The following is a 25,114-nucleotide window of genomic DNA, read 5'->3' as shown; positions in this document are numbered from 1 at the left end:
TCCCCCTAAGGACATTCGTCACAAAGTCCCGGTTTGGGCGCTGTCTTGCGGTTTTCGGCGTCAGCCGCCGGACCGGAAGGGCGGCGTGGAGACCGCCCTTCCGGCCAGACATCACTACGGCTGAGTCGTCGACAGGGTGAACGTCAGCGTCTTGGCGTACGTGCCCGTGCGGAGCGGGTCGTTGGCCTTGATGAGCTGCGAGAACTCCAGGTCGACGCGGTCGTTGGAGACCGGGCCGTTCCACATCAGCAGGTTCAGCGACGAGCCGACGTTGTTGAACGCCGTGCCGGTGTTGGACGCGTTGCGCGCCCGTGCCTGCAGCGGCTCGGCGAGCTTGAACGCGCCATTGACGAGGTAGCCCGGGTTCGGGCCCGTGTCCGACACGCTCAGGAGCGCGTCGCCGGCCGTGGAGGTCACGGTCGCCTTGGTGCCGGCGAGGTAGGTCTTCGGCAGGCCCGGCGTGAACGCGCCGAACGTCACCGGCCCGTCGAGCGCGAGCGACAGCGTGGCCGGCACGGTGCCGCCGACGGTGCCGTCGCCCGACGTGGCCTTGATCGGCACGTCGAACGCCTGCACCTCGTTGGACGCGTTCACGAACGAGACGAGCAGCGAGGCGCCGCTGGAGAGCTGCGCGGCGGTGGCGCCGGTGAGCGTGATCGTCTGCGTGCCGGCGGTCACCGCGACCGTCCGCGACGCCTTGATCGCGCCCATCATGTCCGGCGCCCACGGCGGCGTCGTGCCGTCGGCGGCACCGCACGCGGAGAGCCCGTAGTCCGGCGCGGGGTTCGTGGCCGGGTTGCAGCTCGTGTTCCACACGCGCGTGTAGCTCTTGTTGCCGTCGATCGGGTTGACGTCGTACAGGTACAGCCGTGCCGTGCCCGCCGCGCCCGCGGTGACGTTGAGGTTCACCGTGGTGCCGCTGACCGTCGCCCCGTTGATCTTCAGCCCCCGCGCCTCGGGTGCGGGCTCACGGCCGGAGATCGGCACGCCGTTGCGCGCCGACTGCGCGATCGTCTGCGGCGAGGCCGCGCCGTCGAGGTTCGGATGCGAGACGTTCGGCGTCCGGTAGGCGGTCGGGCGGTCCGCCGGCGGCGTGTAGCCCGGCAGCGTCGCGCGGCCCCAGCGGTACGGGTCCGACTGCACGCTGCCGAACGTCGACCACGCGAGGCGGGCGCTGTTGTCGATGTGGCGCAGCGTCGTCGTGCCCGCGGCCGCCGTGTTGTCGTTGTCGTACGGCGTGATGTTCAGCGACACGCGGTTCGGGTCGATCGCCGCCGGCAGGACGCTCATCGGGATCTTCACCTCGAGCGTGTAGCCGCCGCCCTCGTAGGCGTGGCTCGTGCCCGTGTCGTTGTTGCCGACCCACTTGGCGGACGAGTAGACCTGCACGCCCGGCGCGTTCGGGGCGTCGTCGACCGTCGCCGCGAGCGGCCCGGTGGAGAAGCCCTGGTGGTTGTCGGCGTCACGCGACCAGCACGGCCCGTTGACGCCGTTGCCGTTGGACCCGGTCGGGTCGTTCGTGAACGGGAAGATCCCGAGCTTGAACGTGTTGGCCGTGTCCATCGCGTTCTCGGACGCGCGCCCGCGCGGGTCGATCAGGATCTCGACCGAGTCCGCGAGCCAGTGCGCGACGCACTCCTCGGGCTTGACCGCGTACGACTGGAACTCGTCGCGGACGCGGATGAAGAAGAACAGCGCGTCGTCGCGATACGCCACGCGGGCGTACGTGGACGTCGGGCCGCCGACCTCGCCCGAGGTGCCGCAGTCGGTGCCGAAGCCCGCCGCGGGGCAGTTCGTGCCGCCTTCCCAGATGCGGCCGATGTCCAGCAGCGAGCCGGCGTACTCGCCCGGGCTGTCGACGCCGTCCAGGGCCGGGGTGGCCGGCGCCTGGTTGATCGTCGTCTTCGGGAGGATCGACATGCCGACCGTCTCCGCGCCCGGACCGCGGGTGGAGTTGGTCGTGGTGACCGTGATGTTGGACACCTGGTTCGCCGGGAGCGTGGTGTCGGTGTTGGTGACGCTGAACGTCACGGTCGCGTCGCCGCCCGGGGCGATCGGCCCGTACGGCAGCGAGGTCTGCGTCGCCGTGAAGTTGCCCGGCAGCGTCAGGCTGACGGTGCCGCTCTGCGGCGTGTCCGACCAGTTGTGGACGTTGACCGGGAAGCTCGCCGTCTCGCCCATGACGATCGTGCCGAGCGCGGCCGACCGGCCGACGCGCAGCGCCGCGGGCGCCGTGTTCTGGAGCCAGTTGTCGTACTCGAGCCACTTGCCGAAGCGCTGGTAGCGACCCTCGGCGGGGGAGACCAGGCGCACGGTGTCGTCGGTGTAGCCCGTCTTGCCGCCGGCCGTGTAGCGCGCGGCGATCTTGTACATCGCGTCCACGGCCGCGTCGTTGGGCGGGGTGATCGTGAACTGGACGGTGTTGCTCGTGCCGTCGGCGATGGCGGCCACGGGCTTGGACGTCGCGTCCGCCGTCCATCCGGCGGGCAGCGTCAGCGCGACGGTGCCGGCCGCGAGCGCGCCACCGCCCGCCTTCAGGTTGAGCGTCGCCTGGAAGGGCGTGCCCGGCGTGTTGAAGAAGCGCGAGAAGCTCAGGTACTCGAGCGTCCCGAGCGGCAGGCCGTTCGGCGCCGCCTTCGTCGCGCCGTAGAGGATCGCGTCGTCCTTGCCGGCGAGCGGGTTGGCGCTGCCGTCGGGGCTCACGTTGGGCTCGAACGGCACGTAGGAGTCGGTCATGCCGAACCGCGAGCAGCCCGGCGCCTGCAACGTGTTGAACATCACGCGGCTCTGCGTCGGGTACGCGCGGGAGCCTTCGGCCGCGACCTGCGCCCACGTCTTGGCCGAGCCCGCGGGCTGGCCCTGGACGTTGCCCGCCGGCCACTTGTAGGGCGACGCGTAGCCCGTCCACACGCCCGCGACCGTGTCCACGTTGGTGGCGGCGGGGATGAAGCCGGTCGTGCAGTCGGCCTCGGTGGTGGTGCCGCCCGTGCCGGTGGTCGAGCCGCCGGAGAAGATCTTCTTGACCTGCCAGGTGGACAGGGCGTTCGGGCCCGTCAGTTGCTCCGGGAACATCGTCGGATCGGCCGCGGCCTTGACGCCCTCCCAGATGTACCGGCCGGCCTGCTGGTGGTTGCCGTGCCCCGCGTTCAGCGAGGGCGTGAACCCGATGTAGACGTCGGGCTGGGTCATGCGGATGATCCGCGTGATCCGGCGGAGCGTCTCGTTGCCCCAGAAGAACTGGGTCAGCGGCGCGCTCGTGTTGTAGAAGAAGTCGACCGAGTCGATGTTGAAGATGTCGATCGTGCCGCTGCGGTAGTGCGCGACGCGGTCCTCGTTCTCGCGCCGGAGGCCAAGCTGCGGCCCGATCTCGGTGCCGGTGGCGTTGCCGCCGCCCTCGCCGCGCGTGACCATGATGATCCCGCAGCGGGTGTCGTAGCGCTCATGCCATACGCCGCACGGGCCGATGATGCTGGTGTCGTCATCGGGGTGGGCCCACTCGCCCATGACGTTGATCTTCACCGCGGAGCTCGCGGTGTAGGGCGCGGCGGTGGCCGCCGGGGCCGCCCAGAGCCCGATCGCCATGGCCAACAACACGCCAAACCGTCTCACGTCGTCTCCCTCTCTCCTCGGAGTGCCCTCACACTCGCACCCCTTCGAACGACATCGAACAGAGCTGCCGACGGACCTTATTGAAGTTGTCAAGTCCTGGCTAGCCTTGAAACGGATGCGTTTGATGCTCGGATTGCTCGTCGCGGGGACCCTCGCACTGCCCGCGACCGCCCAGGCGGCGCCGCTGCTGACGGTCGAGCTGGCGCGCGAGTCGCTGCGGTACGGCGCCGCGCATCAGGTGCGCGGGACGCTGCTCGACGGCACGATGCCGCTGTCGAACCAGGAGGTGATCCTCGAGGGGCGGCGTTACCCGTACGAGGGCTCCTACCGGGTGATCGAACGCGCCACGACCGACGCCGACGGCGCCTTCGAGCTGGACGCCGAGCTGGACCGCAACCACCGCCTGCGCGTGATCGCGCCGGCCCAGGAGCTGACCTCGAAGCGCCTGCAGGCCTATACGCTGCCGGGCTTCGAGCTCTCCTTCCGCGCGCTGTCGCCCGGCGTCGTCCGGCTCTACCAGCGCTACACGGTGCCCAAGCCGGTGCGTCTGAGCGCGCCGACCCTGTTCTACCTCGGCAAGCGTGGCTCCGCGCGTGCCTCGCTGCGGCGGACGGGGCAGCTCAAGCGCGTGAAGGCCGGGCGCTACACGTCGCAGGTGACGATCCGGCTGCCCTCGAGCTGGGACGGCGCGTTCCGCTACGCGTCGTGCTTCCGCGCCTCCACGGGCTCCGGCATGGGCGACCCGAACCAGAGCTGCCCCAAGCTCCGCTTGCAGTTCTGACGTTCTCGCTTCCGTCGTTCGAAGCTGATACAAGTCCGTCCGGTCTTGTTCACTAGTGTTGCGAGCCGATGACGACGCTCCTGCCGGCACAGCGCCGGGTCGAGATCCTGCGCGCCGTCCGTGACGGGCACGTGCACGTCGGCCACCTGGCCGAGACGTTCGGCGTGTCCGAGATGACGGTGCGGCGTGACCTGCACCGGCTGGCGCGGGACGGCAAGCTCGAGCGGGTCCACGGCGGGGCGATGCACACGGCGGGGCAGGAGCCCGGCTTCTCGCAGATCGCGGTGGAGCGCTCGGCGGTCAAGGACCGGCTGGGCGCCGCGGCGGCCGCGCTGGTGGAGGACGGCCAGACGGTGATGATCGACATCGGCACGTCGACGACGGCGATCTCCCGCCACCTGCACGGCAAGCAGATCACGGTCGTCACGACGAACCTCGCCGTGGTGGAGGAGCTGCTGCCCGATGAGGGGATCGAGCTCGTGCTGCCGGGCGGGATCGTCCGCCGCAACTACCGGTCGCTCGTCGGCGTGCTCGCGGAGGACTCGCTCCGCCAGCTCAAGTCGGACATCGCCTTCTTGGGCACGAGCGGGGTGGACGGCGAGATGGGCGTGTGGGACACCACGATGGTCGAGGTGCCGATCAAGCGCCTGATGATCGCGGGGGCCGACTGCGTGGTGCTGATCGCGGACGTCGCGAAGTTCGCGATGGCCGGGATGGTCCGGGTGTGCGGGCCGGAGTCGCTGGACCATGTCGTGACGGACGCGCCGCTGCCGGCCTCGGTGCGCTCGGTCGTCGACGCGAACGGGATTGAGGTGACGGTCGCGTGAAGCTCACGATCGTGGGCGGGGGCGGGTTCCGCGTCCCGCTGGTGTACGGCGCGCTGCTGGATCGCAAGGAGCGGCTGGGGCTTGACGAGGTCGTGCTCTACGACGTCGACGACTCGCGTCAGGATCGGATCGGGCACGTGCTGGACGGGCTCGCGGCGGAGAAGGGCGTGCAGCTGCCGTTCCGCACGACGACGGACCTGGTGGACGCGGTGCGGGACGCGGACTTCGTGTTCTGCGCCATCCGCGTCGGCCAGCTCGAGGGTCGCGTGATCGACGAGGACGTGCCGCTCGGGATGGGCGTCCTCGGCCAGGAGACGACGGGGCCGGGCGGCATCTGCTTCGCGCTGCGGACGATCCCGGTGATGACCAAGCTCGCCGAGACGATGGCCGCACACGCGCCCAACGGCTGGCTGATCAACTTCACGAACCCGGCGGGCATGGTCACCGAGGCCACGCAGCGCATCCTCGGCGACAAGGTCGTCGGGATCTGCGACTCGCCCTCGGGCATGTGCCGGCGCGTCGCCGCGATCATGGGCCGCGACCCCAAGGCCCTCTGGTTCGACTACTTCGGGCTCAACCACCTCGGCTGGCTCAAGGACGTGCGCGACGGCACGGGGGCGCCGCTGCTGGAGGAGCTGCTCGCCGACGACGCGGCGCTCGAGCGCTTCGAGGAGGGCCGGCTGTTCGGCGGCGACTGGCTGCGCAGCCTGGAGATGCTCCCGAACGAGTACCTCTACTACTTCTACTACGCCGCGGACACCGTCAACGCGATCCGCGGCGGCGGCTCCCGCGGGTCGTTCCTGCTGCAGCAGCAGCGCGAGTTCTACGCCCGCAACGGCGCCGACGCCCCGGCCGCGCTGGCCGACTGGCGGGCCACCCGTCACGACCGCGAGCGCACCTACATGGCCGAGGCGCGCGCCGCCGCCGGCCAGGAGGGCGAGCACGACATCGAGGAGAACTCGGGCTACGAGAGCGAGGCGATGGCGGTCGTGGACGCGATCGTCAACAACACGCGCGAGGTGCTCATCCTCAACACCGCCAACCGCAGCGCGCTGCCGTTCCTGGACGAGCGCGCCGTGGTCGAGGTGCCGTGCATCGTGGGCCGGTCCGGGCCGGTCCCGGTCGCGGTGGGCGAGGTGCCGGCGCACGCCGCGTCGCTCATCTCGACCATGAAGGACGTGGAGCGCACGACCATCGACGCGGCCCTGAGCGGCTCTGAGCAGCTCGCGATCAAGGCGCTCGCGCTGCACCCGCTCGTGCCGTCGGTGAACACGGCGCGCGAGATCTTCGACGGCTACCGCCGGCGGCTGCCCGAGCTCGCGGAGGCGTTCGCCGCATGAGCGTCGACCTCGCCTGCGCCGAGCCCGCGTTCCTGGACCTGACGCTCGTCGGGCTCGACCAGATCCCCAAGCCCGGCGAGGAACGTCTGGCGCAGGACTTCTTGCGCTCGCCCGGCGGCGGCGCGATCACCGCGGTCGGCGCGGCGCGGCTCGGGCTGACGTCGTCGCTGACGTCGCCGCTCGGCGACGACGCCGTCGGCATGCTCCTGCGCACGTTGCTCGCCGATGAGGGCGTGCGCTGGGACGGGCGGCTCGTGGAGCGCACGCCGGTGACGGTGATCATGCCGGCCGATGGCGACCGCGCCATGGCGACCTTTGACCCGGGGGAGAGCGTGACCGCCTCGGAGCTCGCAGCCGTCGAGCCCCGTGCGGTCGTGCTGTCGATCCCCCGTTTGCCCCTCGCGCCGGCGGGCGCACGCACCTACGTCTCGGTTGGTGACCTGGACGCCCGTGCGCTCGCCGGTCGGGAGCTTCCCGCGGAGCTGGCCTCCGCGCGGGCGCTGCTCGTCAACGAACGGGAGGCGCTGCTGCTCAGCGGCGCCCCCGATGCGGAGACGGCGGCGGCGCAGCTGGCGCAGGCGGCGCCGGTCGCGATCGTGACGTTGGGCCCGGACGGCGCGTTGGCCGCCGGGGCGGAGGGGACGGTCCACGTGGAGGGCGTGGCCGTCGAGGCAGTGGACACGACCGGCGCCGGCGACCTGTTCGCCGCCGCCTACGTGTGGGCCGACCACTGGGGTGCGGCGCTCGAGCAGCGCCTGCGCTGGGCGGTCCTGTATGCATCACTGTCAGTGAGGGTCGCCACCGCCGTTGCGGGGGCGGTGACGTTGAGGGCGCTCTTGGAGGAGGGCGCTTCATACGGGCTGACGTCGCCAGTGCGACAGCCGGCTGCGATGAAGGAGGACCAGTGAAGGCGAAGCGATTCCTGGCTGCGGCGTTCGCTCTGTCGGCGCTCGTCGCCGGCTGTGGTGGACCGGGCGCGTCCAGCGACGACGACAAGAACACGGCGCAGTCGACGCCGACCGCGACGGTCGAGGCCAAGCCCGACGTGGCGGCGGCCGGCGACGTCACGTTGACGGTGTGGGACCAGAACGTCCGCGGTGGTCAGAACGCGGAGATCGAGGAGCTCAACAAGCAGTTCCAAGCCAAGTACCCGAACGTCACGATCGACCGCACGAAGAAGTCGTTCGAGGACCTGCAGAAGACGGTCAAGCTGGCGGCCTCGGGCGCGGACGCGCCGGACGTCGTGCAGGCCAACCAGGGCCGCGGCGTGATGGGCGAGATGATCAAGGCCAAGCTGCTGCGCCCGGTGACCGACTACGCGAAGGTCTACGACTGGGAGTCCCGCTACTCCTCGACGCTGCTGGACCTCAACAAGTTCTCGGCCGACGGCGCCGAGTTCGGCTCCGGCGACCTGTACGGCCTCTCCCAGGCGGGCGAGATCGTGGGCGTCTTCTACAACAAGGACAAGGTGTCCACGCCGCCCACGACGTTGACCGAGTTTGAGGCCTCGCTCGAGCAGGCCAAGGGCGCCGGCGACACGCCGATCATGTTCGGCAACCTCGAGAAGTGGCCCGGCATCCACAACTTCGAGAGCGTGCTGGGGCAGACCGCCGACAAGCAGGCGATCCGCGACTTCGTCTTCGCCCGCGACGGCGCCTCCTTCGACAACCCGGAGTTCCAGGCAGGCGCGACGAAGATCAAGGAGTGGGTCGACAAGGGCTACTTCAACAAGAACTTCAACGGCACGGACTACGACCCGGCCTGGCAGTCGTTCGCGAAGGGCAAGTCCTGGTACCTGATCGCGGGCACGTGGGTGACGGCCGACCTCGCGAAGCAGATGGGTGACAAGGTCGGCTTCATGCTGATGCCCGGCCAGGACCCGAACGCCCCGGTCTCGCTCGGCGGCGAGGACCTGCCGTGGACGATCACCACCTCCGCCAAGAACCCGGACGTGGCCGCCGCGTACATCGACTTCCTGACGGACGCCAACGCCGCCAAGGTGCTCGTGGACACGGACAACCTGCCGGCGATGAAGGGCGCGCCCAAGCCGGCCTCCGGCGTGTCGGTCGAGGTGGCGGACGCGTGGCAGAAGCTCAACGACGCCGACGGCGTGATCCCGTACCTGGACTACACGACGCCGACGTTCTACGACGACATCAGCGGCGCCATCCAGGAGCTGCTGGGCGGCAAGCAGTCGCCCACCGAGTTCACGGCCGGTGTGCAGAAGGCGTTCGACAAGTGGTCGGAGTCGCGCTGACGTGACGGTCGCGGCCGCGCCACTCGAAGCGGCTGAGACGGCCTCTGGCAAGGGCTCCCCGGGTGAACGTCCGCCCGGCGAGCCCCGCCTCGTCGGCTACCTGTACGTGCTGCCGGCGTTCGCCGTCTTCGCGTGCTTCGTGCTGTACCCGCTCGCCGAGGCGCTGTGGTACTCGCTGTGGGAGTGGAACGGGCTGCCCAGCTCGCCGGCGACGTGGGTGGGCCTGGGCAACTACACGGACGTCTTCACCGACGAGGAGCTACGCAGCGCGTTCCTGCACGCGCTCATCCTGCTCGTCTTCTACGCGGTCCTGCCGATCCTCATCGGCCTGCTGCTGGCGGGCGTGATGGCGCGCGCGCAGGTGCGCGGGCTGGCGTTCTTCCGGACGATCCTGTTCCTGCCGCAGGTGATCGCGATGGTGGTCGTCGCGGTCATGTGGAAGATGATCTACGACCCCGAGAACGGGGCGCTGAACCGCTTCCTCGGCTGGTTCGGGATCGAGGGCAAGTCGTGGCTGGGGGACTTCTCGCTGGCGCTGCCGTCGGTCGGCCTGATCGGCACGTGGGTGTACTTCGGGCTGGCGATGGTGCTGCTCACCGCGGGCGTGCAGAAGATCCCGCCGTCGCTGTACGACGCGGCGCGCGTGGACGGCGCGGGGCCGTTCCGCGAGTTCCTCGCGGTGACGCTGCCCGGCCTGCGCGGGGAGATCGCGGTGGCGCTGACGCTGACGACGATCTACGCGCTGCGCAACTTCGACCTCGTGTACATCACCACGCAGGGCGGCCCCGGCGACTCGACGACCGTCCCCGCGTTCCAGGTGTTCTCGCGCGCGTTCGAGAGCAGCCAGGTCGGGTCGGCCGCCGCCGTGGGCGTCACCCTCACCCTCGTGATCTTCCTGATCTCGTTCACGATCAACCGCGTCGCGGAGCGCTCGTCGTGACCTCGCGTGCGGAGCAGACGCTCGGCTACACGATCCTCGGCGTGTTCTCGCTGATCGCGCTGCTGCCGGTCGCCGGGATCGTGTTCACGGCGCTGCAGGATCCGGACGGCTTCGCGTCCTTCGGGTCGATCGACGGCCTGCACTTCTCGAACTTCTCCACCGCGTGGGACGAGGCGAACTTCGGCACGTACCTGCGCAACAGCGTGTTCGTCGCGGTGGTCGTGGTGTCGGTGGCGTCGCTGCTGTCGATCCTCGCGGGGTACGCGTTCGGGCTGATGCGCTTCCGCGGCTCGACGCTGCTGTTCTATGTCTTTCTCCTCGGGCTGATGGTCCCGATGGAGGCGATCATCGTGCCGCTCTACTACGAGATGCGCGACAGCTGGCAGCTCCAGAACACCTACTGGTCGATCATCCTGCCGCAGATCGCCACGTCGGTCGCGTTCGGGACGTTCTGGATGCGCACGTACTTCCGGTCGGTGCCGCGGTCCCTGGTCGAGGCGGCGCGGCTGGACGGGGCGTCCTCGTGGTTCACGCTCTGGCGCGTGCTGCTGCCGCTGGCCAAGCCGGCCGTGCTGACCATGGCCGTGCTGCTGTTCATGTGGACCTGGAACGAGTTCCTGCTCGTGCTCGTGATGATCACGGACGACGGGAAGCTGACGGCGCCGCTCGGGCTGAGCGTGTTCCAGGGGCGCAACACGTCGGACCTGACGCTGATGGCGGCCGGTTCGGTGATCGTGGCGCTGCCCGTCGTGATCGTGTACGTCTTCCTCCAGCGGCACTTCATCCGCGGGATGCTCTCAGGGGCGGTGAAGGGCTGATGGCGGGTGTTCGGTTCGATGCGGTCGGCAAGCGGTTCGGGGCGGTCGAGGCCGTCCGTGACCTGTCGCTGGAGATCGCCGACGGCGAGTTCATGGTGCTGGTCGGCCCGTCGGGCTCGGGCAAGACCACCGCGCTGCGGATGCTGGCCGGGCTGGAGGCGATCACCGCCGGCTCGATCTTCATCGGCGAGCGGCGCGTGAACGACGTCGCGCCGCGCGAGCGGGACATCGCGATGGTCTTCCAGGACTACGCGCTGTATCCGCAGATGACCGTGTTCGACAACCTCGCGTTCGGCCTGCGTCGGCGCAAGGTCGCGTCGGACGAGATCAAGCGCCGCGTCGAGGAGGCCGCGCGGCTCCTGGACATGAGCGCGCTGCTGCAGCGCAAGCCGGGGCAGCTCAGCGGCGGCCAGGCGCAGCGCGTCGCGCTGGGCCGGGCGCTCGTGCGCGAGCCGCAGGTGTTCCTGATGGACGAGCCGCTGAGCAACCTCGACGCGAAGCTGCGCACGCAGACGCGCGGTGAGATCCGGCGGCTGCAGCAGGAGGTCCAGACCACGACGGTCTACGTCACGCACGACCAGGTCGAGGCGATGACGATGGGCGACCGGATCGCGGTCATGAACGAGGGCCGGCTCGAGCAGGTCGGCACGCCCGAGGAGCTCTACGAGCGGCCCGCCAACCGCTTCGTCGCCGGCTTCATCGGCTCGCCGTCGATGAGCTTCTTCACCGGCGCCCAGGTGGGCCTCACCCTGCCACGCAACGGCGCCCTGGTGGGCGTCCGACCCGAGCACGTGCGCCCGTGGCGCGAGGGGCTGATCGGGCCGCTCCAGGGGCGGGTCGCGTTCGTCGAGGCGCTGGGGCGCGAGACGTTCGTGGGCGTGGACGTGGGCGAAGCGCGGCTGACCGTCTTCGAGGAGGGGCGCGCGGTGCGCGAGGTGGGCGACGAGATGGAGTTCGGCCTCATAGAGTCCGGCCTGCGCTACTTCGACGCCGACTCTGGAGCCTCCCTGTGATCGTCTACGCCATGAACGTCTCCGCCGACGGCTACGTCATGGACGCGGAGGGCAACTTCGACTGGGCCGAGCCCGCCGACGACGTGCTCGCCTTCTGGACCGAGCGCCAGCGCAACACGTCGCTCGACGTCTACGGGCGCAACCTGTACGAGGCGATGCGCTACTGGGAGTCGCCGCGGGAGGGCTCGTCGAAGGGCGACCTCGAGTTCGCCGACGCGTGGCAGCGGACGCAGCGGATCGTCGTCTCGACCACGCTCGAGTCGGCCGTGCGTGCGCGGCTCGTGCGCGACCCGTCGCACGTGCCGGACGCGGACGGGATCGTGCACGTCGGCGGCCCGACGCTCGCGGCGGCGATGATCGATCGCATCCAGGAGTTCTGGACCGTCGTCGGTCCCGCCGCGGTCGGCGGCGGCACGCCGTTCTTCCCCGCGGGCGTGCGGCTGAAGCTCAAGCTCGTCGAGAGCAAGCGCTTCGACTCAGGCCCGGTCCTGCTGCGCTATCAGCGCGCGTAGGTTCGCGCCCACGTAGTCGAGGTCGATGCCGGCGTAGTCGTCCGGCAGCCCGCCGAGGTAGATCGCCCGCGCCCGGTGCAGCGCGACGTGCGGGAAGCGCGCGTGCGCCCACGCGCCCGCCTCGTCCTTGGCCGCGATCCCGCCGGTCACGAGCGAGTAGTAGATCCGGCACAGCGCGAGGATCACGTTGGTCGTGTCCGCGTGCAGGTCGAGCAGGATCGGGTCGACGCTCGCGAGCATCGCGGCGCGTACGTCGTCCCACGACGGGGCCTCGAGCAGCTGCGCGGGCGGCGGTCCGCTCAGCGGGCGGTTCGCGAGCAGCACCTTGTGGATGAGGATCACCAGGTCGCGGTTCTCCCCGCCCTCCCACGCGTCGGGCGCCCACGCGCCCCACTGGAAGTCCATGTGCGTCGGCGCGTCCGCCCGCACGACGAGCGTCACCTCGACGGGACGACCCGTGAGCGCGCGTAGCCCGTCGAAGAGCCGCTGCTTCTCGGCGTCGGTCGTCGGGCGCGCGATCACCGCCAGCACGTCGATGTCGCTGCGCGGCCGGAGCCCACCGTGGACGGCCGAGCCGAACAGGTAGACGCCGAGCGGGTCGAGGTCGGCGAGCAACTCCAGGACGGGTTCGGTCTCGTGCACGCCTAGAGTCTGATGACGATGCCTCGTCAGTTGGCGGAGATCATGGCCGAGTACGCCGAGCACGAGGCGTCGCGGTTCGCGGTGCCCGGTGCGCAGTGGGGACCGACGTTGTTCACGCGCGACGACGCGGGGCACGTGCGCGCGCACGAGTTCCACGAGCCCGACGACGACTCGGCGGTGCGGCGGGTGCAGGGGATCGTGCTCGACTCGCGCGCGGCGGTGACCGGGTTGATGCTGACGGTGTTCGACCCCGAGCACGTGCTGCTCGCCGCGACGGACGGGACGAACCACATCGCGGCGCGCGCGGCGATCGAGCGTCCGGACGACGGTCCCGCGACGCTCGCCGACTGGGAGGAGGTGACGCCCGGCGATCAGACCGCGACGTTCGCCATCACCCTGCTGCGGGGCGCGATGGGCGGCGACACGCTGACCGAGCATCCGGGCGCGCTGGAAGAGCTGTCGATGATCCGGCGGGCGCTCGACGGGTTCATCCGGCGCGTGGACCAGGAAGGGCACCTGCGCGTGCAGGACGGGGTGCTGGACGCGGACCGCCTCGGGCTCGTGGAGCTCGCGCGGGACGCGCTCGACCTCGCCACCTCGCGCGGCCGGGCCGACAAGGAAGTCGACGCCGGGCTCACGCTCAGGCGGGTTCCGAGCCCGCGGGCGGACCTGACCTGAGCACGATCGTCGTCTCGGTGTCGGCGGCGCCGTGGCGGAGCCGGAGGGTCCGCAGCAGCATGTCCAGCTCGGCGGTGTCGCGACAGGCGACGCGCAACTGGTAGTCGGGCGCGCCGGTCAGGTGCAGCACCTCGATCACGGGGTGCAGCTGGGAGGCCTCGACCGCGAACTGGTCGGAGTCCACGCCGGGGGAGAGCGTGATGCCGACGAGGGCCTCGAGGTTGCGTCCGCCCGCGGCGGGGTCGATCAGTGCGGTGAAGCCGAGGATCACGCCGGCCTGGCGGAGGCGCCGGACGCGGTCGGCGGCCGCGTTCGCGCTCAGCCCGACGGCGGCGCCGAGCTCGCGCCAGGAGAGACGCCCGTCCTCGCGAAGCAGCCTGAGGATCTCGCTGTCCGTGGGGTCCATGGCCGCGATTGTCTCAGTCTTCGGCCGTGGCACCTTGCTTTTCGCGGCGGGCGACGCCAGAACGTGCGGCATGGACGCACTGCTCGCCGGGCTCATCGCGGGACTCGCCGTCGCCATGCAGGTCGGCGCGGTCAGCCTGCTGCTGATCGAGGCCTCTGTGGTCGCCGGGCCGCGCAAGGGGCTCGCCGCGGGCATGGGCGTCGCGACCGTCGACTTCGTCTACGCCGTCATCGCCGGCGTCGCGGGCAGCGCGGCGGGCGCGGTGCTCGCGGGCCACGAGGGCGAGATCAAGCTCGTCGCCGCGGCGGTGCTGGCGGTGATCGCGCTCTACGGGCTCGCCGGGCTGTGGCGCAACCCGGAGGCGCGCGAGGTGGAGACGGGCGGCAGCGCGCGGTCGCACTACACGCGCTTCCTGGCCATCACCGCCGTCAACCCGTTGACGATCGCGTCGTTCGCGGCGGTCGCCGCGGCGCTGTCGCTCGACGGCGCGGCCGACACCGCCGCGTTCGTCGCGGGCGTCGGCGTGGCGAGCGCCGGCTGGCACCTCGTGCTGACGCTCGCGGCGGGCCATGCGGGCCGCTGGATCACGCCGGCGATCCGCCGCTCGCTGTCGATCGGCGGGCGCGTCCTGGTGCTTGCGATCGCCGCCCACTTGGCCATTTCTTCCTGACCGGTCACCTGACTTACTGACGGAGCGGGGCAGAATTGCTCCCCGGTCAGGTATAAGTCGGTCTGTCCTTTGACAGAAGTGGAGGGGAGAGACCATGCAGCGCAAGTTGCTCGCATGTGTGACGGGACTCGCCGCCTTGGCGGCGGCCCCGGCCGCGCATGCGCAGTACACGGCACCCGCGCCTGATCCTGGGTTCCGGTACATCTTCGACGGAACCGCCACGGGCTCGGACGCGTCGTTCGACAAGTGGAAGTTCGCCGCGGGGACGCTCGCGCAGTCGCGCCCGGCTTCGGAGGGTGGTCAGGGCCAGGCGACGCTCAACACGACCAACGGTGCGATCGACGTCGGCGCCTCGCCGTTCGGCGCCTACTGGTACCCGGTGAAGGCGTTCGGCGACGCGACGTTCCGCATCCAGTACACGGTGCAGGACACGCCGACGTCCACGCGCAACGGCGGCGTGATGATCCGCACGCCGGAGGTCCGCTACGACGGCGCGGACACCAACGCCGTGCTGGCGAAGAAGCCGGCCGGCTTCAACTACGACGTCTGCCCGGGCGCGATCGCGGTCTGCGGTCTGCTGGAACCGGCGCCGTCGACGACCTACAAGTGGGCGGGCTCGACGCCGAACCTGCCGCCGGCGTTCGAGTACACGGGCGGCTACTGCGCGCGCTCCACCGCCGCGGGCGTCTACAACGTCAACGGCCTCAACAACCAGCCGCTGACGGTCAACGGCAATGCCAACAACCACCAGCACTGGACGCAGGTCGCCTGCGGCCACGAGGTGCAGATCAACGAGTCGCTCACCGGCGGCGGTCCGCAGCCCTCGACCGACCCGATCAAGACGGGCTCGATCTACAACTTCCGCAACCTCAACGCCAAGCAGTCGGGCACGTACAAGCGCCTGGTCAAGGGCGTCTGGCACGAGATGGAGATCCGCACGATCGGCCAGCAGTACACGGTCTTGATCGACGGCGAGGTCATCAACCAGTTCGACAACTCGATCCCGAAGATCGCCTCGCGCGCGGGTGACCCGCCGACGATGGCGCGTCAGCTCGCCGCCGGTTACCTCGGCCTGCAGACGCACGGCGGCAACGACCGCATCTCCTACCGCGAGATGCAGGTCAAGGAGTTCGCTCCGGCCGACCTGCCGGTCAACACGGCGGCTCCGTCCGTCACCGGCACCGGCTACCAGGGGCAGGCGCTGACCTGCAACCACGGCACGTGGAACGCGGCCGCGGGCAGCACGCGCTGGGTCACGTGGTACGCGGCCAACAAGGTCCCGTCCACGCACCCGCACTTCCGCGCCCCGAGCCAGCTCGACTACAACAACACCACCACGCCGCCGGACGCCACGCTCGGCACGGGCACGGCCGACCTGACGTGGCTGGACGCGCAGATCGTCGGCCAGGGCGACACCTACACGCCCACCGCGGCCGACGTCGGCAAGTCGGTCTACTGCCAGGTGAGCGTCGACAACGCGGGCGCCACGGTCTTCAAGACCGCCCTCGCCCCGGAGATCCTGTCGGCGACCAACACGGACGTCCCGGTCGGCGGCAACGTCCCGGCGACGCTCTCGCTGACCCTCGGCGCGCCCGCGTCGTTCCCGGCGTTCGTGCCCGGCGTCGCCAACAACTACGACGCCAACGCGGACGTGACCGTCACCTCCACGGCCGGCAACGCGACCCTGTCCGTCGCCGACCCGGGCGCCAACCCCGGTCATCTCGTCAACGGCGCGTTCTCGCTGCCGCAGGCCCTCCAGGCACGCGGTAGCGCGACCGGCACGTTCGCCGACCTCGGCGCGAGCCCGCTCGTCGTCCGCACCTACACGGGCCCCGTGTCCGGCGACACCACGCCGGTCACCTACCGCCAGCGCATCGGCGCCAACGACGCCCTGCGCACCGGCACCTACAGCAAGACCCTGACGCTCACGCTCGCGACGACCGAGCCGTAGGCGCACGCAGCACGCGGGCGGCCACGGCATCCGTGGCCGCCCGCCGCTGCGATTCCTTGAACCGCAGCACCTCGAAGCCGCCTGCTCGCCAGGCGGCTTCTTTGCGTTCGTCCTCGCGTTGCGTGCGCGCGCGGTCGTGCCCGATCCCGTCCAGCTCGAGCGCGAGCTTCAGCGTCGGCCAGTGGAAGTCGACCTCGTGCCCGGCGAGGTCCGTGTTGACGAGCGGCTCCGGCAGGCCGGCCTGCTCGAAGCCGATCAGGAAGCGCAGCTCGTCCCTGGAGCGCGTGCCCGCACTTCCGTCCTCGTGCAGCGCGATCGCCTGTTCGAGCCGGTTGAGGTGGCGGCGTCCGTTCGCTCTCGCGAGGGTCTCGTGCAGCGCGGGGATCGAGAGGCGTTTGCGCCACCAGGCCTCGTGGAGCAGGTTCGCGAGCTCCCACTTGGTCAGCTCCTCGGTGAGGTCGACGCACGTGCGAGCGAACGTGGTGACGGGGATGCCGCGGAAGACGGTGACGTCGCGTGGGTCGAGGTTGCGGCACATGTGCAGCCGCGCTCTCGTCTTCGGGCGGCGGCGTGCCGGGACGACGACATCGATGAGGGAGACGCGATAGCGCCAGACCTCGTAGAGCTTCGCGGCCGCGAAGTACCCGAGTGCCGCGCCTTCCCCGGCCGTGTACACCTCAGCGAGCCATCGCCCCTCTTGCGAGAGCGCGGTGTGTCCGACCGCGTACACGCCATGGCCGACGCGGTGCAACCGTTGTTGCTTGACCCGGCGGGTGATCGCGTTCTTGGTCAGCCGGGCCGCGCGCAGCTGCGCCACGGTCACGATGCCGTATTGCCGCGCCGCAACCCGTGCGATCTCCGCGTCCGCGGAACCAAGTTCCCCGTATGCGGGAGTTTCGTTCCTCACCCCCGCATGATCGCGGCGGCGGCACGCACGAATCTACGCGCGTTCGTTACGAATGTGTGCCATGAACGTGCTGATTGACGCGGACACGATTCGGTCTCCCGAGCTCCGGCACGAGGTGCCGGCTGCGATCCTCGATCCGTTCCTGTACGGGGAGCGGGACGGAGTGGCGTTCGCGACGACCTCGGCGCTGGACGCGGCGAACATCGCGAAGGCGCGGCCCGACCTCCGGCAGCTCGACACGATGAGCGAGCTCGGGTTGAGGGAGCTGATCGTCGGCGGGATGGGGCGGGGCGAGGCACTGCTCGAGGTGCGGGCGCGGGCGTGCGAGGCGATGGGCGTGACGGAGGCCGCGGTGCCGGCGACGTTCCCGCTGGCCACCGCGCGGTTCCTGGAAGCGCGCGGGATCACGTTGCACGTCGACGACGCGCTGTTCGTCGCGCGGCGGCGGATCAAGACGCCCGCGCAGCTCGAGGGGATCAAGCGGGCGACGCGGGCGGCCGAGCACGGGCTGCAGGCGGCGCGGGAGGCGCTCGCACCCGGACTCACGTGCACCGAGCTGCGGGCGATCGTGCGGGCGGCGGTCGAGCCGCACGCCGCGTTGGGGGAGTTCACGGTGGCGACCGGGCCGGACACGGCGACCGGGCACGGATCGAGCACGGGGCCGATCGTGCCCGGGCAGCCGGTGATCGTCGACCTGTGGCCGCAGGACCGGGAGACCGGCACGTTCACCGACATCGCGCGGACGTTCGTGGTGGGCGAGCCGGACCCTGAGATCACGCGCTGGCACGCGCTCGTCCTGGAGGTGCTCGAGGACGCGCTGGCGTACGTGAAGCCGGGGGTCGAGGGCAAGCAGCTGCACGCGCGGGCCTGCGACCGGTTCGAGGCCGAAGGCTTCCCGACGCAGCGCAAGCCCGGCAAGCACCTGATGGAGGGGTTCCCGACGGCGCTCGGGCACGGCGTCGGCCTGGAGGTGCACGAGGCGCCCGGGCTCGGCCGCACGGGCGAGGCGCTGCAGGCGGGCGACGTGATCTCGATCGAGCCGTTCCTCTGCCGGCCCGGCTTCGGCGGCGTCCAGGTCGAGGAGATCGTGCTGGTCACCGACACCGGCGCCGAGCTGCTGAGCGACCATCCGCGCACGCTCTAGGCACACCGGCGCGACCGGTCGCGCGCGAGCGCGGAGCGCCGGCGCCCGGCGAGGGCGCACCTCAGAGCGAGGCGCGCAGGATCGCCGCGAGGTCGTCGGCGCCGACCTCGCGCGGCGCCACGGCCAGCAGCCGTTGCTGCGCCAGAGCGCCTTCGACGAGCTCCGGGATGTCGTCCGGTCCGTAGCCGAGCTCGGCCAAGGACGGGACGCGCAGGTCGTCCATCAAGGAGCGCAGCGCCTCCGGCAGGGAGGAGCCGCCGAGCAGCGCCGCCGCCTGCGCGTGGCGCTCGGGCGACGCCTCCTCGGTGAACGCGAACGCGGCGGGTGCGGTGACGATCACGGAGATCCCGTGCGGGACGAACGCGTGGCCCGACGGATAGCCGGGCGGCGTCCACTCGTGCTTGAGCCCCGCGATCGGATAGGCGCACGCGTGCGGGATGTGCACGCCCGCGGACCCGAAGCCCACGCCCGCCATCGAGGCGGCGAGCATCATCGCCCCGCGCGCCTCGACGTCGTCGCCGTCCGCGACCGCGCGTCGCAGGAAGCGGCCGCCGTACTCGAGCGCCTTCTGCGACCAGACGTCCGCGACCGGGTTCGCCCCCTGGTACGGCGGGCGCGCATCCGGCGAGGAGGGCTTCTCCCGCGCGGTGTACGGCTTCGACAGGAACGACTCCGCGGCGTGGCAGACCACGTCCAGCCCGGCCGACGCCACGACCTCGGACGGCAGGGTCGACGCCAGCTCCGGGTCGACGATCGCCTGCGAAGGCCGCAGATAGCGGTGCGAGATGCCGGTCTTGACGCGGCGCTCGGGGATGTCCAGCACGGCGACCGTGGTCGCCTCCGACCCCGTGCCGCACGTGGTGGGGATCGCCAGGTGCGGGCGCAGCGGACCCGGGACGGAACGCCCCGACCCGATCGGCGGGTTCACGTAGTCCATCACCGGCGCGGGATGGCTCACGATCAGGTTCGCGACCTTCGCCGTGTCGATCGCGCTGCCGCCGCCCAGCGAGACGAACCCGCCCACCTCGGCGTCCAGCGCGAAGTCGGCCGCGGCCTGCAAGGACTCCAGCGTGGGCTCCACGCGCGCGCCGTCGTAGACGACGACGTCCACGTCGCCCAACGCCGCGCGGACCCGGTCCACGTGCGGGATCCCCGGGTCCGTGACGAGCAGCGCCCGGGTCACGCCCAGGCGCTTCAGCTCCCAGCCGGCGTCGTCCACCGCGCCGGGGCCGAACTTGATCGGCGTCGCTTCCAGCGTGAAGATCGACTCGCGAGCAGCAGCCCCCACGAGTCGCTGTCTACCCGGCTAGCGGATCGTGAAGCTCGTGCGCACGTTGGCGCTGCGGCTGCCCTGCTTGACCGTCGCGGTCACGGTGTAGCGACCCTTCTTCATGCCGCGCGTGGAGCCCAGGTTGAGGCCGACGAGCTTGCCGGGCAGCGCGGAGATCGCCGCGGCGTTGCCGTTCTTGGACGACGGGCCGCTGATGCGGTAGCTGCCGCCGATCGGGTCGATCGAGTTGCCGAGGTTGCGCACCGGCAGGATCACGCTGCCCGAGCGGACCTGCGCCGCGCCCGTGCGGAACTTGTAGGTCTTCTTGGCCGGATTCAGACGCAGCTTCGAGATCAGCCGGTAGTTCGGGATGATGCCCTTGCGGCCCTTGGTGTTGGTCGGCTTGCCGAGGATGTCGACGCTCGCGTACAGCGAGCTCAGGCGGCGGACCATGCGGAAGCTGACCGGCCGCTTCGCGCCGGCGCCGATGTTGAACGTGCGCGTGGTGGCCCGCACGTACCGCGTGAGGTTCGAGCGCGGATCAGCGACCACCGTGCCGTTGAGCTGCTGACGCCACGGACGCACCGTGACCGTCACGCGCAGCGTCTCGCGCGTCGTGTTGTTGAGCGTGAGCGAGCCGACCGAGCCGAGCTTGGCGCGGTTCTCGAGAGACGCCGGCGTGACCGACAAGCCACCTGACTGCGCGTGCGCCGCAGTAGCAGAACCCAGCACGCCAACGCAGGCGACGACCATCGGCACGGCAACACGCCGCGTCTTAACAGAGAACATCAGACCCTCCACAGAGATTGACCCGCGCGCTCCTCCTCATCGAAGCGCAGCGGCAGTGTCTCCCGGATCTCTAAGCGGCTCCTGAAGAGTCTCGTAAGGGAACCTTCAGGTTCGCGCGGGCCTGTACGAACGGATACCTTCGCGGGCGTGCCCCGCAACCTTGCGCTCCTTCGCGGTATCAACCTCGGCTCCAAGCGGCGCGTCGCCATGGCCGATTTGCGGGCACTTCTCGAAGAGCTCGGCTACACGGACGTGCGGACGGTCCTCGCCAGTGGAAACGCCATCTTCACCGGGCGAACCTCCCGCAGCACGCTCGAGCGGGCGCTGCAGCAGCGCTTCGACATGCAGATCGACGTCGTCCTGCGCACGATGGACGAGCTGCGCGCCGTGATCGCGAACGACCCGTTCAAGGGCGAGGTCGACGACCCCACCCGCTACCTCGTCGTCTTCCTCGACCGCGAGCCCACGCTCGACCAGTTGGAGGCCGAGGACTTCACCCCGGACCGGTTCGTCGCCCGGGGCACCGAGATCTACGCGTGGTGCCCCGAGGGGATGCAGAACTCACGCCTGATGAAGGCCCTCGGCAAACCGGGGCTCGCCGGCACCGCGACCGTTCGCAACTGGGCGACGGTCAACAAGCTGGTGGACTGAACCGCGGCCGAACTGCTCCAGCAGCCGGCGCGCGCCGGCGTCCTCGAGCGTGGCCTTCACGAGCTGCTCGAGGCCGAGCTCGCCCGAGTTGCGCACGAGCCGCGCGTGGAGCGCAGGATGCAGCCCGGCCGGAGCGGGCGCGTTCATCGCCGGCGGGGCGAAGCTGCGGCGCGCGGCCTCGACGTCGATCGACAGCGCGCCCGCCCGCGCGAGGGCCAGCACGAGGTGCTCGCCGTCGATGCTGCGCGAGCCGTGCCGGGCGGCTTCCTCGCGTGCCCGCACGAGCGTCGCGCGCGCGACCTCGGAGAGCCGCGGCGGTGAAGTGAGGTCGCGGTATCGGCGGTGGGCCGCCTGGCGGGAGATGCCGAGCGGACGCGCGATCTGCGTGTACGTCTGTCCCTCCTGCAGCGCCCGCCCGACGAGATGCCGCTCCAGCACGTCCAGCTCGGCCCGGAGGGCCGTCAGGGCGCGCAGGCTGGCGGTGGGGTCCGCCGTGAGCGTCTTCTCGAGCAGAGACAACGTTTTTTGGGGGTTGTATGGGGCCATTTGTCCAGTCAACGCGCAGAGACAGGAAAGGTCGGGTAGGAATTTGTTCCTGACCTTTCTGGAGAGATGACGTTCAGGATGTGTGGCCGATGACCGCCGTGCCTGCGAACCTGCGCCTTCGCCGCGAGAGCACCCTGCGCTCGCGCGCCGCGCGTGGCGATGCTGCGGCCTTCGCGGCGGTCTACGAGCGCCATCATCAGGACCTCTACCGGTACTGCCGCTCGATCCTGCGCCACGAGGAGGACGCGCAGGACGCGCTGCAGAGCACGATGACCCGCGCGTTCGCGGCGCTGCAGGACGAGCAGCGCGACTTCGAGCTGCGGCCGTGGCTGTTCCGCATCGCCCACAACGAAGCGATTTCCATCCTGCGCAAGCGGCGGACGACCACCGAGCTGGACGACATCCCGATCCCGGCGGACCTCGAGGACCGCGTGAGCGAGCGCGAGGAGCTGCGGCTGCTGCAGATGGACCTCGCCGACCTGCCGGACCGCCAGCGCGCGGCGCTCGTGCTGCGCGAGCTCAACGGGCTCTCGCACGCGGAGATCGCGGTCGTGCTCGAGACGTCCGCCGCGAACGTCAAGCAGACGATCTACGAAGCCCGCAGCGCGCTGTTCAGCGCGCGGGAGGGGCGTGAGATGCCCTGCGACGACGTCCGCCGGATGCTCTCGGACGGCGACGGCCGCGTGCTGCGCGGGCGCGGCGTGCGCGCCCACCTGCGCTCGTGCGCGGGCTGCCGACGCTTCCAGACCGACATCGACCAGCGCTCCAAGCGGCTCGCGATGCTCGCCCCGCCGCTGCCCACCGCGGGCGCCGCCGCGCTCCTCGCCCAGATCCTCGGCGGTGGCGGCGCGGCCAAGCTGCTGGCCTGCGTGGCGATCGCCGGTGGCGGCGCGACCGTCGCGGCGGTCGAGTTCTACAAGCCGCCGCCGCGGGCAGCGGCCGAGGCTCCGCCGACCACGCCGCGGCAGGCGCCCGACCGGCCGGCGGCCGCGACCACGACGCCCACGCCGACGTCGACCACGACGGCCACGCCGACCGCGACGCCCGGCGCCGTGCGCACGAGCACCGAGAACACGCCGGCGACGGCCAAGAAGGACAAGCCGACGAAGCGCACGGCGGCCAAGCGCCGCCGCACGCCGGTCATCTCCCCGGCCGTGCAGGACCCGCCGGCCGAGACGCGGCAGGGCGAGCGCGAGCAGGCCTCGGACCCGGCGCCGCGCGGGACTCCGCCCGGCAAGGAGGCCAAGCCCGACAAGCCGGAGAAGGCCAAGCCCGAGAAGGAGCCGAAGACCAAGCCGGAGCAGTCGGAGCGGCGCGGCCCGCCGGACACCCCACCCGGGCAGGCGAAGCCCAAGAAGCAGCCCCCGGGGCGGTCGAAGCCCGACAAGGCCAAGCCGCAGAAGCCGGACAAGGCGCCCACGAGCGAGACGACGCCGGCACCCACGGCGGTGGTGACGCCGAAGGCCGACCCGCCGGGCCAGGCCAAGAAGGACGCCGAGCCGCCCGGTCAGGCCAAGCGGGAGGGCGAGCCGCCCGGCCAGGCCAAGAAGCAGGACAAGGGCGAGGGCGCCGACGACGACGGGTAGGGTCCCGGCCCATGGAGGTCATCCGTCCCCGTCAGCACGCGACGCAGCGCGGCAACCCCGACTGGTTCACGGGGGAGGTGTGGATCGACCCGATCTCCACCGGCCCGCACGTGAAGCTCCTGAGCGTCCACTTCGCGCCCGGAGCGCGGACCGCCTGGCACAAACATCCGTTCGGCCAGACGATCCACGTGACCGAGGGCTCCGGCCTCGCTCAGTCGCGAGGGGGGAACGTGGAGCCCATCCGGGCCGGCGATACCGTGCACTTCGAGCCCGGGGAAGAGCACTGGCACGGTGCCGATTCAGCGAACTTCATGACCCATCTGGCGATGCAGGAGATCGCCGACGACGGGTCAGACGCGATCTGGGGCGAGCACGTCTCGGACGCGGAGTACCTGCAGGACTGAGGGACGCGTCAGCCACACGGCGACCACGGTCGCGGCGGCCAGGACGCCCGCGCCGATCAGGAACGCGAGGTGGTAGCCGGCGAGCAGGTCCGCGGGTGCGGTCGACGCGCCCGTGCGCCCGGCGGCGAGCGTCGCCAGGACGGCCAGGCCGATCGCGCCGCCGACCTGCACGGTGGTGTTGATCAGCCCGGAGGCCAGCCCGGTGTCCTCGGGCGCGACGCCGGACATCGCGAGCGTCATGATCGCGGGCATCGACAGACCGGCGCCCAGGCCGATCAGGATCGTGGCCGGCAGCACGTCGACGGCGAAGGTGCCGTCCACCGGCGTGCGGGAGAACAGCAACAGGCCCGCCAGCACGAACAGCATGCTGGGCGCGAGGATGGCCCGCGGGGCGAACCGCTGCGAGAGCTTCAGCGACGTCGCGCCCATCACCAGCGTGGAGGGCAGGAACGCGAGGCCGACGGCCAGCGGGTCGTAGCCCAGCACGAGCTGCAGGTAGAGCGCGCCGAGGAAGAACAGGCTGAACATGCCGACGACCATCAGCGCCATCACGACGTTCGCGCCGCTCACGTCCCGCGAGCGGAACAACCGCAGTGGCATCAGCGGCGTCGCCACGCGCGTCTGGCGCACGAGGAAGGCGCCGAGCGCGACCGCGGAGACCGCGCCGAGCAGCAGCGTGCGACCGGCGAGCCAGCCGTGCTCGGTCACGCCGAGGATGGTGTAGACGCCGAGCATCACGCCACCGGTCAGCAGCGCCGCGCCCGGCAGGTCGGCGCCGCCGCGCAGCCCGAGCCCGGACGACGACGGGACCAGCCGCAGCGCGAGCACGCCGGTCGCCACGCCGATCGGAGCGTTGATGAAGAAGATCCAGTGCCAGTCGAGCGCGTCCGTGAGCACGCCGCCGGCCAGGAGGCCGATCGACCCGCCGGCGGAAGCGACGAAGCCATAGACGCCGAGCGCCTTCGCCTGCTCGCGGGGCGTCGGGAACATGGTCACGATCATCCCGAGGACGACCGCGGAGGTGAGCGCGCCGCCGGCGCCCTGGACGAAGCGCGCGGCGATCAGCATCGACTGCGTCTGCGCGACCGCGCAGGCGACTGAAGCGGCGGTGAACAGGACGAGCCCGGCGAGGAAGACGTTCCGCTGCCCGAGCAGGTCACCCGCGCGGCCGGCCAGCAGGAGCAGGCCGCCGAAGGCGATCAGGTAGGCGTTGACGACCCATGCGAGCGAGCTCGCCGAGAACCCGAGGTCGTCCTGGATGGAGGGAAGGGCGACGTTCACGATCGTGGCGTCCAGGACGATCATGAGCGTGCCCGCGCAGAGCACGTACAGGGCGGCCCAGCGTGTGCGTTCCGGGGAGGTCATGTCCCTGT

At 71.0% G+C, this 25,114-nt stretch carries 24 protein-coding genes; 16 read left to right on the top strand and 8 right to left on the bottom strand.

The features are described 5' to 3' along the window. Positions 1-114 precede the first annotated feature (114 nt). Entirely contained in the window at positions 115-3,594 is a 3,480-nt protein-coding gene (locus C8N24_RS02515) for a PIG-L family deacetylase (RefSeq protein WP_211339814.1), read from the bottom strand. A gap of 130 nt (positions 3,595-3,724) precedes the next feature. Between C8N24_RS02515 and C8N24_RS02510 the strand changes: the two genes are divergently transcribed. From C8N24_RS02510 to C8N24_RS02470, 9 genes are all read left to right on the top strand, one after another. After that, on the top strand, positions 3,725-4,390 hold the full coding sequence (locus C8N24_RS02510) for a transthyretin-like family protein (RefSeq protein WP_147447582.1): 666 nt from the start codon (positions 3,725-3,727) through the stop codon (positions 4,388-4,390). Positions 4,391-4,458: 68 nt separating this feature from the next. Next, complete coding sequence (locus tag C8N24_RS02505) at positions 4,459-5,217, top strand: DeoR/GlpR family DNA-binding transcription regulator (protein ID WP_121247671.1); 759 nt, start codon at positions 4,459-4,461, stop codon at positions 5,215-5,217. Then, entirely contained in the window at positions 5,214-6,557 is a 1,344-nt protein-coding gene (locus C8N24_RS02500; protein WP_121247669.1) for a family 4 glycosyl hydrolase, read from the top strand. The genes C8N24_RS02505 and C8N24_RS02500 overlap by 4 nt, the downstream gene beginning before the upstream one ends. After that, positions 6,554-7,465 carry a carbohydrate kinase family protein gene (locus C8N24_RS02495; RefSeq protein WP_121247667.1) on the top strand — a complete coding sequence of 304 codons (912 nt, stop codon included), beginning with the start codon at positions 6,554-6,556 and terminating at the stop codon, positions 7,463-7,465. The genes C8N24_RS02500 and C8N24_RS02495 overlap by 4 nt, the downstream gene beginning before the upstream one ends. Next, on the top strand, positions 7,462-8,814 hold the full coding sequence (locus C8N24_RS02490) for an extracellular solute-binding protein (protein ID WP_121247665.1): 1,353 nt from the start codon (positions 7,462-7,464) through the stop codon (positions 8,812-8,814). The genes C8N24_RS02495 and C8N24_RS02490 overlap by 4 nt, the downstream gene beginning before the upstream one ends. A gap of 1 nt (position 8,815) precedes the next feature. After that, a complete protein-coding gene (locus C8N24_RS02485; RefSeq protein WP_121247663.1) occupies positions 8,816-9,754 on the top strand; it encodes a carbohydrate ABC transporter permease in 939 nt (312 codons plus the stop codon). Continuing rightward, on the top strand, positions 9,751-10,572 hold the full coding sequence (locus C8N24_RS02480) for a carbohydrate ABC transporter permease (protein WP_121247661.1): 822 nt from the start codon (positions 9,751-9,753) through the stop codon (positions 10,570-10,572). Before C8N24_RS02485 ends, C8N24_RS02480 begins: the two co-directional genes overlap by 4 nt. Then, on the top strand, positions 10,572-11,585 hold the full coding sequence (locus tag C8N24_RS02475; RefSeq protein WP_121247659.1) for an ABC transporter ATP-binding protein: 1,014 nt from the start codon (positions 10,572-10,574) through the stop codon (positions 11,583-11,585). The genes C8N24_RS02480 and C8N24_RS02475 overlap by 1 nt, the downstream gene beginning before the upstream one ends. A gap of 11 nt (positions 11,586-11,596) precedes the next feature. Beyond that, positions 11,597-12,097, top strand: coding sequence for a dihydrofolate reductase family protein (locus C8N24_RS02470; RefSeq protein ID WP_147447581.1), 501 nt, complete (start codon positions 11,597-11,599; stop codon positions 12,095-12,097). On the opposite strand, the gene C8N24_RS33615 is transcribed toward C8N24_RS02470, so the two are convergent. Beyond that, positions 12,062-12,739, bottom strand: a complete 678-nt coding sequence (locus tag C8N24_RS33615) for an aminoglycoside adenylyltransferase domain-containing protein (protein WP_170178798.1) — start codon at positions 12,737-12,739, stop codon at positions 12,062-12,064. The two genes, C8N24_RS02470 and C8N24_RS33615, sit on opposite strands and share 36 nt — an antisense overlap. 18 nt (positions 12,740-12,757) lie before the next feature. Here C8N24_RS33615 and C8N24_RS33610 point away from each other — a divergent pair, with 18 nt between their 5' ends. Beyond that, on the top strand, positions 12,758-13,417 hold the full coding sequence (locus tag C8N24_RS33610; RefSeq protein ID WP_170178797.1) for a hypothetical protein: 660 nt from the start codon (positions 12,758-12,760) through the stop codon (positions 13,415-13,417). On the opposite strand, the gene C8N24_RS02455 is transcribed toward C8N24_RS33610, so the two are convergent. Further along, the gene (locus C8N24_RS02455) at positions 13,380-13,823 is read right to left on the bottom strand and encodes an Lrp/AsnC family transcriptional regulator (protein WP_121247650.1); all 444 of its coding nucleotides are present in this window, start codon (positions 13,821-13,823) and stop codon (positions 13,380-13,382) included. The genes C8N24_RS33610 and C8N24_RS02455 overlap by 38 nt on opposite strands. A 70-nt stretch (positions 13,824-13,893) precedes the next feature. Between C8N24_RS02455 and C8N24_RS02450 the strand changes: the two genes are divergently transcribed. Then, positions 13,894-14,493 (top strand): LysE family transporter, encoded by a 600-nt coding sequence (locus C8N24_RS02450; RefSeq protein WP_170178796.1) that lies wholly within the window; start codon positions 13,894-13,896, stop codon positions 14,491-14,493. A gap of 94 nt (positions 14,494-14,587) precedes the next feature. Further along, on the top strand, positions 14,588-16,444 hold the full coding sequence (locus tag C8N24_RS02445) for a 3-keto-disaccharide hydrolase (protein ID WP_121247646.1): 1,857 nt from the start codon (positions 14,588-14,590) through the stop codon (positions 16,442-16,444). Here C8N24_RS02445 and C8N24_RS02440 read toward each other — a convergent pair. Beyond that, positions 16,419-17,351 carry a DUF559 domain-containing protein gene (locus C8N24_RS02440; RefSeq protein ID WP_121247644.1) on the bottom strand — a complete coding sequence of 311 codons (933 nt, stop codon included), beginning with the start codon at positions 17,349-17,351 and terminating at the stop codon, positions 16,419-16,421. The genes C8N24_RS02445 and C8N24_RS02440 overlap by 26 nt on opposite strands. A 61-nt stretch (positions 17,352-17,412) precedes the next feature. On the opposite strand from C8N24_RS02440, the gene C8N24_RS02435 reads away from it, so the two are divergent. Next, positions 17,413-18,495, top strand: coding sequence for a M24 family metallopeptidase (locus C8N24_RS02435; protein WP_170178795.1), 1,083 nt, complete (start codon positions 17,413-17,415; stop codon positions 18,493-18,495). A gap of 61 nt (positions 18,496-18,556) precedes the next feature. On the opposite strand, the gene C8N24_RS02430 is transcribed toward C8N24_RS02435, so the two are convergent. Next, positions 18,557-19,783, bottom strand: coding sequence for a hydroxyacid-oxoacid transhydrogenase (locus C8N24_RS02430; RefSeq protein ID WP_121247640.1), 1,227 nt, complete (start codon positions 19,781-19,783; stop codon positions 18,557-18,559). Positions 19,784-19,801: 18 nt separating this feature from the next. Then, entirely contained in the window at positions 19,802-20,554 is a 753-nt protein-coding gene (locus C8N24_RS02425) for a hypothetical protein (protein WP_147447579.1), read from the bottom strand. Positions 20,555-20,701: 147 nt separating this feature from the next. Between C8N24_RS02425 and C8N24_RS02420 the strand changes: the two genes are divergently transcribed. Then, positions 20,702-21,205 (top strand): DUF1697 domain-containing protein, encoded by a 504-nt coding sequence (locus C8N24_RS02420; protein WP_170178794.1) that lies wholly within the window; start codon positions 20,702-20,704, stop codon positions 21,203-21,205. Here the strand turns inward: C8N24_RS02420 and C8N24_RS34565 are convergent. Continuing rightward, a complete protein-coding gene (locus C8N24_RS34565; RefSeq protein WP_211339812.1) occupies positions 21,116-21,724 on the bottom strand; it encodes a Clp protease N-terminal domain-containing protein in 609 nt (202 codons plus the stop codon). The two genes, C8N24_RS02420 and C8N24_RS34565, sit on opposite strands and share 90 nt — an antisense overlap. 116 nt (positions 21,725-21,840) lie before the next feature. On the opposite strand from C8N24_RS34565, the gene C8N24_RS02410 reads away from it, so the two are divergent. Beyond that, positions 21,841-23,337: a sigma-70 family RNA polymerase sigma factor gene (locus C8N24_RS02410; RefSeq protein ID WP_121247634.1), complete on the top strand. Its 1,497-nt coding sequence runs from the start codon at positions 21,841-21,843 to the stop codon at positions 23,335-23,337. Positions 23,338-23,348: 11 nt separating this feature from the next. Next, a complete protein-coding gene (locus tag C8N24_RS02405) occupies positions 23,349-23,741 on the top strand; it encodes a (R)-mandelonitrile lyase (RefSeq protein ID WP_121247632.1) in 393 nt (130 codons plus the stop codon). On the opposite strand, the gene C8N24_RS02400 is transcribed toward C8N24_RS02405, so the two are convergent. Next, a complete protein-coding gene (locus tag C8N24_RS02400) occupies positions 23,688-25,106 on the bottom strand; it encodes a DHA2 family efflux MFS transporter permease subunit (RefSeq protein ID WP_121247630.1) in 1,419 nt (472 codons plus the stop codon). The genes C8N24_RS02405 and C8N24_RS02400 overlap by 54 nt on opposite strands. Positions 25,107-25,114 lie beyond the last annotated feature (8 nt).

This window comes from Solirubrobacter pauli, from assembly GCF_003633755.1.
Lineage (GTDB): Bacteria > Actinomycetota > Thermoleophilia > Solirubrobacterales > Solirubrobacteraceae > Solirubrobacter > Solirubrobacter pauli.
This window is presented reverse-complemented; position numbering and strand designations above follow the sequence as displayed.